Source organism: Ornithinibacillus massiliensis, assembly GCF_018310345.1.
Taxonomy (GTDB): domain Bacteria; phylum Bacillota; class Bacilli; order Bacillales; family Amphibacillaceae; genus Ornithinibacillus; species Ornithinibacillus massiliensis.
In genome coordinates this window covers 807,861-820,952 of the sequence record NZ_JAGXBY010000002.1, presented here as the reverse complement: position 1 = coordinate 820,952, position 13,092 = coordinate 807,861, and the positions used below count along the sequence as shown (strand labels likewise).

Sequence of the window (13,092 nt, the reverse complement as noted above, 5' to 3'; positions counted from 1 at the left end):
ACTTATTGTTAATATATTAATTAGTTGAAATTTTTTATAAAGGAGAGGTTTGATGCAAAAAGTAAGAGAATACGAGAAAACATGGGATCTGGATGTAATCTTTCCAGGTGGAAGTGAGTCACAGGAGTTTCAATCCTACCTAAAGACAGTAGAAGATGAAATGAAAGAGTTAACGACAATTGTTCATGCATTTAATCCGGAAGGTCAGGGAATAACTGATGAGTTAGCTAATATAGTAGCAAAACTGGAAAAAACGATGAAAAAGCTTCGAGAGTCCTTTGCATTTATTAGTTGTTTAAGTGCACAGAATGTGAAGGATACTAACGCTAACCTACTGGTCGCCAAACGAAGTGATTTAGGCGCGAAGATGGGAACGATACATACTACGTTAAATCAAAAACTTGCATCTATTCCGGACTCGGAATGGGGAGAACTACTACAGCATACATCATTACAAGAGGTAGCTTTTGTACTTGATGAAACAAGATCACAAGCAAAAGAGATGCTTCCAAAGGAACAAGAAGTGCTAATTAATGATTTAGCGGTTGATGGTTATAATGCTTGGGGACAAATGTATGAAGTTATCGTAGGCAAAATGTCAGTACAAATTGAAGAAAATGGAGAAACGAAATTCTATTCTGTTGGGCAAGCTGCCAATAAATTAAGCAGCTCAGACCCAGAATTTCGAAAGTATGTATTTGAGCAGATTAGTAAAGCTTGGGAAGACAATGCAGATTTATTTGCACAAACACTTAATCATTTAGCTGGATTTCGATTACAAACATATAAACATCGTGGTTGGGAAGATGTCTTGAAAGAACCGCTTAAAATAAATCGGATGAAGCGTGAAACGTTAGATGTTATGTGGAATGCCATTTCAAGAAATAAAAAACATTTTGTAAAGTATTTAAATAAAAAGGCCGAGCTTCTCGGTAAAGATAAACTAAGTATATATGATATTAGTGCCCCTATAGCGAAAACGGTAAAGAAAGTACCATATACAAAAGCTGCGAATTTTATTATGGAGAACTTTAATAAGTTTAGTCCTAAAATGGCAGATTTTGCAAAGATGACATTTGAGAAACGCTGGATTGAGGCGGAGGACCGTGCCGGTAAACGTCCTGGTGGATTCTGCACTAGCTTCCCAGATAGTCAACAAACACGAGTGTTTATGACATATTCAGGTACTACATCCAATATCTCAACTCTTGCACACGAGCTTGGCCATGCGTATCACCAACATGTCATGAATGATATTCATGGTATGAATCAAAGGTATGCTATGAATGTAGCGGAGACGGCTTCCACTTTTGCAGAAATGATTGTAGCAGATGCTACAGTGAAAAGTGCAAAAGATAAGCAAGAAAGGTTAGAGTTACTGGAAGATAAATTACAGCGCAGTATTGCTTTCTTTATGAATATCCATGCTAGATTCTTATTTGAAACTAGATTCTATGAAGAACGTAAACAAGGAATGGTCTCCGTTAATAGATTAAATGAATTAATGATAGAAGCGCAAAAAGAAGCATATTGTGAAGCGTTAAGCGAATATGATCCGAATTTCTGGTCATCCAAATTACACTTCCATATTACAGGAACACCTTTTTACAACTTCCCGTATACATTTGGTTATTTATTTAGTCTAGGGATCTATGCTCATGCTACTAAAAGTGATAAGAGTTTTGAAGATGATTATATAGCATTATTACGTGATACTGGACGTATGAATGTAGAAGATTTAGCAATGAAGCATTTAAATGTAGACCTTACAAAACCAGATTTCTGGGAGGATGCTATTGCACTTTGTGTGAAAGATGTAGAAGAGTTTGTTTCACTGTAAGGAAGAACATTTGCTAAAAAGAGAAAACTAGGCTACAATATCAATAGCAAAAAAAGCGAATGATTTTTAGTCCACAGGGGGAGCCGATTGGCTGAGAGTGAACAATATGTTCAGACCCTTTGAACCTGTTAGTTAGTACTAGCGTAGGGATGGTGGCTTTTTTGATGGAATTATTAGCAATGTGAGCGGAATTCCCCCATCAGGAAGCTTCCCCTTGGCATTGCTTTTTTTGTGTTTAAAAATCGAAGAATATTGATTTTTTAATACATTTAGGGGAGGAAATAAAGTGAGTTCTAAACGCACATTGTTTATGGTTGAGGTTGCTGTATTTGCAGCACTAGCATTAATACTAGATCTACTGCCAACTTTTAAGATGCCTAATGGAGGTTCTATTTCATTTGCAATGATTCCTATTTTTATCGTTGCATTTCGATGGGGGCTAAAGGGAGGTCTGTTAGCTGGTTTTATATGGGGAGTGCTCCAATTAGCATTCGGTGCATATATACTTAACTTATATCAAGCATTTATTGAATATGGATTTGCCTTTACTGTTTTAGGAGTAGCAGGAATCTTCGCTAAGCCAATTCAAAAGTCACTTAAGGAAGGTAAAATTGCAATAAGATTAGTGTATATTACCTTAGGGGTATTGATAGGCTCTGGATTACGTTTTCTGGCCCATTTTTATGCAGGAATCGTTTTTTGGGGTGATACAGCACCAGAAGGTCAACCGGTATGGTTATTTTCTCTAATTTATAATGGATCTTATATGTTACCATCATTTATATTATCTGCAATTGTAGTCTTCTTCTTGTTTATTAAACAACCTAAGCGATTATTACGATCTGCATAAAAATTGAACAATCTGCTCACAACTAGGTAATCTCATATTAGAGGTTACCTTTATTTTTTTCTACATTTTGTCGTTTTTTGGTTTTGTTTTGAAACATAGTAAACCATCTGGCTCTATATATTAAAATGGGGGTGTTCCAGTGAAGGAATTAGTTGGAATTTGTAATCGTTGTGGAATAGAGATTTATTGTGAGAACGGTTTCCTTGATGGGCATCATGATGGAGGAGAACTACTATGCAAGTTATGTGTTCTGAAGGGAAATAAAGCGAAGCACATGTCTGCCGTTAGTTTCTAACTATAAGAATTTTAAGGACAAAGTAATCTTATCCATGAGATCTTCTTTTCACCGCTATTGTTAAACTAACATAGGCTATAGCACTACGGTAAGAAAGGAAGATGTACATGGAGCTTACTTTAGTCCATTGGTTATATGGTATATTTACGCTCTTAATCATTATAACGATGATTTTCCGAAAAGGAGTTGTACTTCCAACATTACTTGGGACATTTATTATAGCTTGGGTTTATAAAGGAAGTATTGTTGATGGATTTACAGCAATATTTAATGCCAATTTAATCGCGGCACAAGAATTATTTAGTATATTCCTCATCATTACTTTTATGCTCGCCTTACTCAATTCTTTAAAAGATTTAGGTGCTGATGTTCGAATGATTCAGCCAGTACAGAAGGTAATGGTTAATGGTCATGTGTCATTTTTTGTATTAGTGGCAACGACCTATATCATTTCTTTATTCTTCTGGCCAACACCTGCTGTACCATTAATTTGTGCTTTACTAGTACCAGCTGCTGTCCGGTCAGGATTACCAGCCATTGTAGCAGCTGTTGCTATTGCACTTGCTGGTCAAGGTATGGCTTTATCGTCTGACTATATTGTCCAGGTAGCTCCAAGCCTCTCTGCGACAGCAGCAGGAATTAATCCAGGGCTGGTTGCTGATAAAGCACTTGTCCTATCTTTAATAGCAGGAGGTGTGGCAATTCTCCTTGCATATGTAATAAATCGAAAATCTATTCGCTCTAAAGACGACCCTTTAAATAAAAATGAATTAACAACATTAAACACAGCTGAAAGTACAAAAAATGAAGCAAAAACGAATAATCTCACCAGATGGAGTAAAATCTTTGCCGTATTTGTTCCCCTAGCTCTCTTAGTCGTTGTAGTTTATATGATGTATAACAAGCTTTTTACCGGAAGTGGTGGATTAGTTGGAGGAGATGGGGCAGCCTTTGTTGGTGGGGTTGCGGTTATCTTACTATTATTATCTACAGTTGCCTTTGGTAGGCATCATGCATTGGATTATATTTCGAACCATATTACGGATGGGTTTGTGTTTGCGTTTAAAGCAATGGGACCGGTTATTCCAATTGCGGGGTTTTTCTTTCTAGGCAGTACTGATTTCTCGGGGAGTATTCTTGGAGTCGAGGAAGGCCCATCATTATTATTTGGATTAGTAGAATCCACACAAGAATTTCTTCCCCAAAGTGCATTACTAGCAGCGATCAGTGTTCTAGTAATAGGGATTATTACTGGTTTGGATGGATCTGGATTCTCAGGCTTACCACTTACTGGTGCACTTGCAGCATCACTTGAAACGAGTGGGATGGATGCAGGAACGCTAGCTGCTATCGGCCAATTAGGAGCCATTTGGACCGGTGGAGGGACGATCGTAGCGTGGTCATCCTTAATTGCAATTGCAGGATTTTGTGGGGTCTCCGTTATGGATCTGGTACGGAAAAACTTCCTGCCAGTAATCATAGGCTTACTAGTAATGGTTATGGCAGCTGTTTTTATTCTGTAAATTTCGATAACTTAATTGGTATCTTCCGTTGATTTTGTTACAATTTTATTGTTAGATAAATCAGTTGGAGGTATTAATGTGGGAAATCAAACAGTCGATATTGTAAAAAGTTCATTACAAGCTTTAGTAGATGACAAATCCTTTTTACCAGAATTAAGTGGGGAGCGTAGAAAAAAGGCATTTACGTCCTTGTTAGCAATCCTATCTACACCAAATCATGTCAATAAATCGTTTTTAAGAATTGCTCTGGAGAATGGGCAGGTTGTGCGAATCCCTGCATACCGAGTACAACATAACAACATATTAGGTCCATATAAGGGAGGAATTCGTTTTCACGAATCGGTCAATGAAGATGAGGTAGTGAACCTTGCTGCTCTTATGACATTGAAAAACGCCTTACACCAAGTTCCATTTGGCGGAGCTAAGGGCGGAGTCGTCATTAATCCTAGAGAATTTAGCGAAAAGGATCTATATGTTATATGTAAAAAGTATGTACAGTATTTCAGTGATAGTTTAGGCCCAGATAAAGATATACCAGCTCCAGATGTTGGAACAGGAGAACGGGAAATGGACTGGATGATGGGGGAATATAAAAGCATTCGACCAGGGGAATCGTATCGAGGTAGTTTTACAGGTAAAAGTGTAGAAAATGGGGGATCCTTAGGAAGAAGAGAAGCTACTGGTAAAGGTGTTTACTATACGTTTCGTTATTTAATGCATGATTTTCTCAACCTTCAAGAAAGTTGGTTAGCGGAGCGGGATAATCCATTTGCTAAAACTGTTTTAGCTTTAAAAGATAAATTACTTTCGGTCGCTGTCCAAGGGTTTGGGAATGTTGGATCTGTAGTCGCATTAGCAGCTTTTCAATGTAATCATTTAAATAATAAAGTAGTGGCGGTAAGTGATCGTAATGTCACCTTATACAATTCGGAAGGACTAAATATACCTAGTTTAGTAAAGTATAGTTACGCAAATAATGGTGACCTTCCGAAAACAGATGAGATGGTAAAGTTGGCAGGTATAAAAGCAGAAATTCTAAATCGAGAAGCGGTATTGACAATAGATACAGATGTAGTATTCCTAGCTGCACTTGAAAATCAAGTTCATGGGGAGAATAAGAAGGATATAAAGGCAAGAATTATTGTAGAAGGTGCTAATGCACCAGTTTCAACAGAAGCGGATGAATATTTAAGTGCAAAGGGAGTCGTCATCATACCAGATATATTGGCTAATGCTGGGGGAGTAATTGTATCTTACTTAGAGTGGTTACAAGGCAGGGAGACCCAGTTTTATCAAGAGGAAGAAGTATACCAAAAACTATATGAAAAAATGAAAGAAACCTTTGATACTGTATTACCACAATTCTTCGCAGACCCCTATCCGCTAAGGCGAAATTGCTATATCCATGCAGTAATGAAGCTTTCTATGATTATGTATAGACAGGGGAAGCTTTACTAATAGTTGAGGAGGCATAATAAGCCTCCTCATCAATAATATGCTTACCTTAGAATAGTGAAAAAGGGGAGGATCACGATAGCAAGTGCTAGCAAAAAGGTTGTAATGGAACCTATTTTACTTTTGCCTTTCCAAAGAGTAATAGAAAATCCTATCGTGTAAACGAACATGATTATCATCAATAGCCAAATTACTAGCTTCATTTAATCCCTCATTTCTTCTATTCTCGGCAGTTCATTTTGTCTCCCGAATTTCTCTAAATTCAATTGGACAGAAACATTAATATCCATATCGGGGTACGTTTTCATCCAATCAAATTTCTCCCATTCTGGAATAGTCGGAAACTCTTTTCTAGCGATTAAAGACCAGTTAAAGGGCTCTGATTTAAATTCTTCCTGGGTCTTTTTGATAAGCTCTTTAATTTTATTTGTTAAATCCTCTTTTATGGATGATTCTAGTCTATCCTGCTTCGTTGGATCTTTTGAGTAATCGGTCATACTATGATTGGATAATACTTCAAGTGATATCGGAACCGTTACATCAATTTTAGGTGTATCCCTTTTAAGGTTCATGTCTATTTTTATTGGATTGTCCAATTCAATTTGTGCATCAACTCGATAGTCCTCGTCAAATGGATCTGGGAAGGTAAAAAGAAAATACCCTGTTTCTAAAGTTGGGTTAAGTAAATAGGTTAATTTAGTCTCTTCTATAGTTAAAGAATCAATCATGCGGCCTTCCTTGAAAACGGCAGAACCAGCAATTTGAGTTGTATTAGTTTCTCCCGTATAGTGAAACTCACCTGCTTTGATTTGATCAGGTTCTTGATTTAATTTATGTTCTTGAACCTTCTCGGTTGTTCCATACATACCTAAAAATAAGTCTGCGTCGGCTTCTGTAATTCGAAAAAAAGTATTCGATTCCGAAGGTGGTGTTGTTCCAAATATTTCTCCCACATTAAAAATCTTTTCGTAATAATCATGTGGTCTAGTTTCTAATAATGGTTTATTTGATTGTATAAATTGTGAGGTTTCTTCTTTTGTTACTAGGAATTGTACGTCACGTCTTATATCCATAGACTTAGCCGCATCATATATCCACTTTACGAATTCCTTATCTCTTGCTAGTTCTTCTGACACGAATAACATCCTAACAAGATCATAGGTGATTTCCTTGTTTATTACTATATTTGCAAGGCTTTTTGCTGTAATTAGGCTGTTAGCCTCAAAGGAAATTATCTCCCTAGGTGGCTCCTGGGAACTTGCACTAGAGGCTGCTGAACCTGTTTCTGGATTGGCAATTAAATAGGTAATTCTTACTTTATCCTTTTGATTGTCTACTTTGTCTATTCCTAGAGCAATTACAAAAGCGTATTCTTCAACTCCTCTTTGGTCCCAACAGCCAGTTAAGAATAGAAGAATAGCGAGTAGTAAAACGATATTAACCGACCTTTTGTTTTTTTGCACTTTTAAATTCCCCCTTTAGCATTGCAACAACATACAGTAGGATAGGGAAGAAGAAAAACACCGGTGATGTAAGAATGAATATAAAATCTTTATAATTGAACAAGGTGAAAGTAGGACTTTCTGGTATTAGGCCAAGAAATACAATAACAGTTGCCAGCGATGGGGTAACATACTCATAGTGTTTTATTTTAAAGATGTGTCCGAACAAGAACGCTACAATATATAAATAAATGGAAAACCTAACAAATGATGCGATAAGCCAAAAAGGAAGAAAGAATGTCTCCATATTGGTAAGAAAGCCTAAAGAAATAGTTCGAATAACTTCATGATAGGGATAATTCAATTGCATTACGGTATTATAATCAAAAAAAAGTAAAAAACATACAAGAGACACTGTTAAGTTTAGCGTTGTAAAAAATAGTGCTAACCATGTTCCTTTTGAGAAATCCTTCTTACTCTTTAAATAGGGATAAAGTATAAATAAATATAGAAAATCAGCTAATATAGATTGTCTTAGAGCACTCTCCTTTACTACTTCCCAGCTACTCTGTCCAAAAATAGGGAAAATAAATGAAATATTTCCATCCCAAATGGTGAGGATTAAAGCGAAAAGTAAAGTAACCTGTAAATAAGGAAGTACTAACCACGAAACAGAAGCAATTTGTTCTAATCCTCTTTTCGCTCCGTATGCGCTAACGGTTAATAAAATTCCATAGATAACTATTGTGGGAGTTCTAATAAAATACATCGTTCCAATGATATCTGTATAAATCGCTGTGTCAACTACTAAGGTACTAAATGCTATTAATAAAAAAACCAATAATAAAAATGTACTTAAAAATTTCCCAAATAATCGGTCAGAGATTTCTAGTAAATTCTTCTCTTGATAATTTCCCATAACACGTATAAGCAAATAGATAGGAATAATAGATAAAATACTATTTATTACCGGTGCCATCCATCCTGCGTTGTATAAAGGCTCAAATAATAAAACGGGAGTATTATCAGTTAGTTTAGTGCTTGTCATAATTAATACAATAGCTATATACTCTCTTATACCGATTCTTTCTTTTATTTGGACCATTTATTAATCCCTCTAAGCTTTCTTTTTTATGTCTTTAGATTTCACATAACCAGGCCGTAATAGTTCATTTTGAAGTATTTTTCTTAAAATCGTGTCACCGGATGACTTATATTTAGGCGTTAAAGGGGATAAGTAGGGAACACCAAATGACTTTATAGAAACCATATAAAATAATCCCAATGTAAAGAAAGCAGTTAAACCGTAAAGCCCTAAGAAACTTGCTGCTAACAATAAAAGAAATCGTGATATCCTTATTGCAAAGTTCATACTAATGTCACCTATCGCGAAGGAGCTTAAGCCCCCAAGTGCAACAATGATGACAACGATTGGGCTTACAATATTGGCTTCAACTGCTGCTTGTCCTAAGATTAATGCCCCAACAATTCCAATTGTTGGTCCTATTGGGCTAGGGACTCTTAAACCAGCTTCTCGAATTAGTTCAAAAGCCAACTCCATGATAAAAACCTCAATTCCTACTGGAAAAGGAACCCTTTCTCTTGTAGCAGCGATGGCCAGTAATAAGTCAGGAGGAATCATTTCTGCATGATAGGTAACAACTGCTACATATAAAGAAGAAGTAAATAGAGTTATAAAAAGTGCCAAAATACGGAGTACCCTAGTGAAATTCCCATAAGCAAACCGCAGATAATGCTCCTCTGATATGTGATAAAACGACCAGAATGTTGCTGGGAGTACCAGACAATCTGGAGAATTATCCATTAATAAAACAATATAACCATCCTCTAAGAAGGATGTGGCTCGATCAGGTCGTTCTGTGTATAATAACGTTGGAAAAATAGAGTATTTTCGTTCTTCAATATATTGTTCTAATAAACTTAGATTCTGTATAGCATTAACATCCAATGATTGGAGGCGATCACGAACATTTTGTAGTAATTTTTCATTTACCAAATCCTTTTGATAAACCATAAATACATTATTTTTTGAGCGCTCAGATATAACTACAGATTCTACTAGTAGGTTTTCACTTTTAATTCTTTTACGAATTAAGGAAATATTCGTACTTGCCTTTTCATTAAATGCTTCTTTTGGTCCTTTAACGACATTTTCATTTTCTGCTTTTTCTATAGCTCTTCCTTCAAAGTTAGACACATTATAGAGATATGCTTGACTTTCTCCTTCTATAAATAAAGCTACATTTCCATTGTTTATTCCTGATATTATTTCGGTCATTCTTATTAATGTACTGACAGATGGAGAAGTAATAATTTCGTTAATTCCCTTCGTTGAATCCTGGTTCTGAAGAAGGGGGCTTAAGATAGATGCTTCGATATCTGTAGTATTCGTTATAGTATTAATGTATACTATTCCAACATTTTTATTTAGTCCTGGTATATGTAGATTGCGTACTACCACATCTTTGTTTGTTGGATACGAATATAAAGTCTTAAACTGCTCAATGGTTTTTTCTAGGTTCGGGTTTATTATGGAGTTCTTGATGTTACTTATTGAGTTAGTGTCGGTCAATTTCTGTCTACTTCTAGTGGAACGTCTAAATGTTTTCTTTACCATTCTATTTACAACTCCAACATAATGTTTATTAATACGATTCCACACCTAGTTAAAAATATGTAATACAAAAAATAAAACCCTTTTGGATTAGGGTTCTATTTTAGATAGGTAGAAACAAGGTCAATCGCTTTTTGCATTTTTTCGCTATTGCGTTGATACAACTGCTTTGTCTCTTGATTGTTTGTTGAAAGGGCAAATAGTTCTAAATCAGCTTGACACTTCTTCATTGTGGCAAGTAAAAGTGGTTTTTGTGTTGGACTTGGTACGGTAAGTTTATCATCGTAAAGATCAACCGTTAATTGACCATCACTATCAACTTGACCAAGATATACATTTTCCATGCTAATATTCATTTTTTCTAGTTCCGTTTCTAACCATTTAGGATTTAAGGAGAGGTTAGCTAACGGTTCTAGAAGTGGCCTTCCATCCATAATAACCGTTTGTGGTTCTCGATCAGGTGCTACTTTTAGTCCAATGTCCTTGGCGGTTAATGGGCGATTTTCTGTCTTCGGTAGTACACTTAACTTTCCAGTTGGTTCTAATACGGCAAATTCTACATCTGCTACTTTAAAAATGTTTTTATCGCGAAGGCTTTCTAATAAATCATCCGTTGAAAAGTGTTCCTTCTTTAAATTGTCCTCCATTATTTTTCCGTTCTGAATCAAGACAGTACTTTTACCTTGAGCAAAATTGCGAAATACTTTACTCTTTAATGCGAAATACTCGACAGCGTATGGAATAATAAACCACACAAACATGGAAATTAACGCGTAATAGAAAGGGCTATCTAATGTACTGACATGGATGGCAACAATTCCTCCTAATACTACTCCACTTATATATTCAAAAATATTTAATTGGGACAGTTGTTTCGTACCTAACCATTTAGTGAAAAGGAACAATATAGTGAGTAATGTTATCGATCTAAGAGCGATTTGAATCCAATCTGCCATCGTTTACTTTCCTTCCTATTGATTATATTGGGGTTCTTCTCTAGCTAGCATTAATACTTGTTTCTCTAAATCCTGCTTAATCTCACGTATGAGTGTTTCTGTTTCCCTATATACATTTCTTGCATTAGCTTCATTTGTTTGTGAAGCAAGTACTCCTAATGTTGCTTCAATATTTTTGATAGAAGCGTAGCAGGTCTTCACTTGTGAGCCTACTGTCATGGTTTATGTTTCCTCCTTTATGAGATTATCCTTTCGGCTTAAAGATTAGCGCACCGATGAAACCAAAGATAATCGCTGCTGATATCCCGGAACTGGTCACTTCAAACATCCCAGTAATAACACCGATAATTCCATGTTTTTCTGCTTCTTGCATGGCACCATGTACTAATGAATTACCAAAGCTTGTGATTGGTACGGTTACACCTGCCCCTGCAAAATCAATTAAAGGTTCATATAGTCCTAATCCATCTAATATTGCCCCAGCTACAACCAGGATACTTAATGTATGTCCTGGTGAGAGCTTGAATACATCAAATAGAATTTGACCAATTACACAAATTAATCCTCCAACTACAAATGCCCAAAAGAATATCATGACTTATCACTTCCTATTTCGATAGATACTGCGTGGGCGATGCAAGGTATAGAATCTTTTTGATTAACACTAAGGGGGGAGTGGAGGGAACCGGTTGCAACGACTAATATTCTATCCAGTTCTCCCTTTTTCATAAGCTCTAAGAAATGTCCATAGGTTACCACGGCAGAGCATGCCGGTCCACTGCCACCAGCTAATACTGGTTGATCTTCACGATATACTGTAAGTCCACAATCAACAAACCTTTCATCAGGTATGTTGATGTCATTTTTATGCAGTAAGTCTAATGCAACCTCCCTACCGATATGGGCGAGGTCCCCAGTAATAATTAAATCATAATAGGAAGCATCGACATTACGTTCTCTTAAATGGGTTAGAATCGTATCTACAGCAGCTGGAGCCATAGCACCACCCATGTTAAAAGGGTCAGTCATTCCCATATCGATTATTTTACCGATAGTAGCAGATGTAATACGTGGTCCTTGTCCTGATTTTGCAACTAATGCACAACCAGCACCGGTAACCGTCCATTGAGCTGTAGGGGGTTTTTGACCTCCGTACTCGGTAGGATAACGGAATTGTTTTTCGGCTGCTGCATTATGACTTGAAGTACCGCTTATAATGTATTCAGCACCGTTAGCATTAATGATGAATGCTGCTAAGGCTAAGCTTTCCATTGATGTTGCACATGCACTAAACAATCCAAAATAAGGTGAACCTAATGTCTTAGCTGCAAAACTGGATGGTGTAATTTGATTGATTAAATCGCCACTTATAAAGAAAGAGACTTGTTCTTTTTCAATTGGACTATTCTTAATAGCGTATTGGCATGCTTCTTCCATCATCATTTGCTGCGCTTTCTCGAAGGAATCTTGTTCCAACCATATATCATCATGGAGAATATGAAAGGCATCAGGGATTTTGCCGTTTGCTTCAAACGGACCACCTACAGTACCAGTAGAAATAATGACAGGATTATTCTCGAATAACCAGGTGCTATGTCCAGATAACATTTAGAATCCACCCCATGTAGTCAAAATCGTTTTAATCAAAGCCACGATAAAAGCGGAGAATACACCAAATAAAATAACCGAACCAGCAAGCTTGAACATATTCCCACCTACACCTAAAACAAATCCTTCAGTACGATGTTCAATAGCAGCAGATATGACAGCATTGCCGAAGCCTGTTACTGGAACGGCAGAACCAGCACCTGCAAACTGTCCAATCCGGTCATATACGCCAAAACCAGTTAACAGCATGGTGATAAAGATTAATGTTGCGACTGTCGGGTTCCCAGCTGTTTGTTCCGTAAAGTCAAAATAATAGATGTAAAATGTCGTAATTAACTGGCCGATAAAACATATCAATCCACCTACTAGAAAAGCTTTGACGCAATTTTTTAAAACTGGACGTTTAACTTCTCGTTTATCCTGAAATGCCTGATACGTTTGTGCCTGAGGTGGTAAGTTCTTTGTCTTTTTATCTGGCATTTGTATCC

General features: G+C 36.5%; 13 protein-coding genes and 1 riboswitch. Of the genes, 5 read left to right on the top strand and 8 right to left on the bottom strand.

Annotated elements, in window-relative coordinates:
* Positions 1-52: 52 nt before the first annotated feature.
* The 5 genes from KGF86_RS08430 to KGF86_RS08410 all read left to right on the top strand — a co-directional run bounded on the left by KGF86_RS08430 (position 53) and on the right by KGF86_RS08410 (position 5,966).
* Positions 53-1,840, top strand: coding sequence for a M3 family oligoendopeptidase (locus tag KGF86_RS08430; protein WP_186868496.1), 1,788 nt, complete (start codon positions 53-55; stop codon positions 1,838-1,840).
* Between the two features lie 66 nt (positions 1,841-1,906).
* Positions 1,907-2,008, top strand: a riboswitch (TPP riboswitch).
* A 118-nt stretch (positions 2,009-2,126) separates the two neighbouring features.
* Positions 2,127-2,690: an energy-coupled thiamine transporter ThiT gene (thiT, locus tag KGF86_RS08425; RefSeq protein ID WP_186868497.1), complete on the top strand. Its 564-nt coding sequence runs from the start codon at positions 2,127-2,129 to the stop codon at positions 2,688-2,690.
* Positions 2,691-2,829: 139 nt separating this feature from the next.
* Positions 2,830-2,985, top strand: a complete 156-nt coding sequence (locus tag KGF86_RS08420) for a hypothetical protein (protein ID WP_211741566.1) — start codon at positions 2,830-2,832, stop codon at positions 2,983-2,985.
* Between the two features lie 107 nt (positions 2,986-3,092).
* Positions 3,093-4,508: a hypothetical protein gene (locus KGF86_RS08415; protein ID WP_186868499.1), complete on the top strand. Its 1,416-nt coding sequence runs from the start codon at positions 3,093-3,095 to the stop codon at positions 4,506-4,508.
* Positions 4,509-4,586: 78 nt separating this feature from the next.
* Positions 4,587-5,966 (top strand): Glu/Leu/Phe/Val family dehydrogenase, encoded by a 1,380-nt coding sequence (locus KGF86_RS08410; RefSeq protein WP_211741565.1) that lies wholly within the window; start codon positions 4,587-4,589, stop codon positions 5,964-5,966.
* A 200-nt stretch (positions 5,967-6,166) separates the two neighbouring features.
* On the opposite strand, the gene KGF86_RS08405 is transcribed toward KGF86_RS08410, so the two are convergent.
* From KGF86_RS08405 to spoVAC, 8 genes are all read right to left on the bottom strand, one after another.
* On the bottom strand, positions 6,167-7,426 hold the full coding sequence (locus KGF86_RS08405; RefSeq protein ID WP_211741564.1) for a Ger(x)C family spore germination protein: 1,260 nt from the start codon (positions 7,424-7,426) through the stop codon (positions 6,167-6,169).
* The gene (locus KGF86_RS08400; RefSeq protein ID WP_211741563.1) at positions 7,401-8,510 is read right to left on the bottom strand and encodes a GerAB/ArcD/ProY family transporter; all 1,110 of its coding nucleotides are present in this window, start codon (positions 8,508-8,510) and stop codon (positions 7,401-7,403) included. Before KGF86_RS08400 ends, KGF86_RS08405 begins: the two co-directional genes overlap by 26 nt.
* Positions 8,511-8,522: 12 nt before the next feature.
* A complete protein-coding gene (locus KGF86_RS08395) occupies positions 8,523-10,043 on the bottom strand; it encodes a spore germination protein (RefSeq protein WP_186868503.1) in 1,521 nt (506 codons plus the stop codon).
* A 95-nt stretch (positions 10,044-10,138) separates the two neighbouring features.
* Positions 10,139-10,996: a DUF421 domain-containing protein gene (locus tag KGF86_RS08390; protein ID WP_186868504.1), complete on the bottom strand. Its 858-nt coding sequence runs from the start codon at positions 10,994-10,996 to the stop codon at positions 10,139-10,141.
* A 15-nt stretch (positions 10,997-11,011) separates the two neighbouring features.
* A complete protein-coding gene (locus KGF86_RS08385) occupies positions 11,012-11,215 on the bottom strand; it encodes a DUF1657 domain-containing protein (RefSeq protein WP_186868505.1) in 204 nt (67 codons plus the stop codon).
* A gap of 25 nt (positions 11,216-11,240) precedes the next feature.
* On the bottom strand, positions 11,241-11,591 hold the full coding sequence (spoVAE, locus tag KGF86_RS08380; protein ID WP_186868506.1) for a stage V sporulation protein AE: 351 nt from the start codon (positions 11,589-11,591) through the stop codon (positions 11,241-11,243).
* Positions 11,588-12,604, bottom strand: a complete 1,017-nt coding sequence (gene spoVAD, locus KGF86_RS08375) for a stage V sporulation protein AD (protein WP_211741562.1) — start codon at positions 12,602-12,604, stop codon at positions 11,588-11,590. The genes spoVAE and spoVAD overlap by 4 nt, the downstream gene beginning before the upstream one ends.
* Positions 12,605-13,084 (bottom strand): stage V sporulation protein AC, encoded by a 480-nt coding sequence (spoVAC, locus tag KGF86_RS08370; RefSeq protein WP_186868508.1) that lies wholly within the window; start codon positions 13,082-13,084, stop codon positions 12,605-12,607. It lies immediately after the preceding gene.
* Between the last annotated feature and the right edge of the window lie 8 nt (positions 13,085-13,092).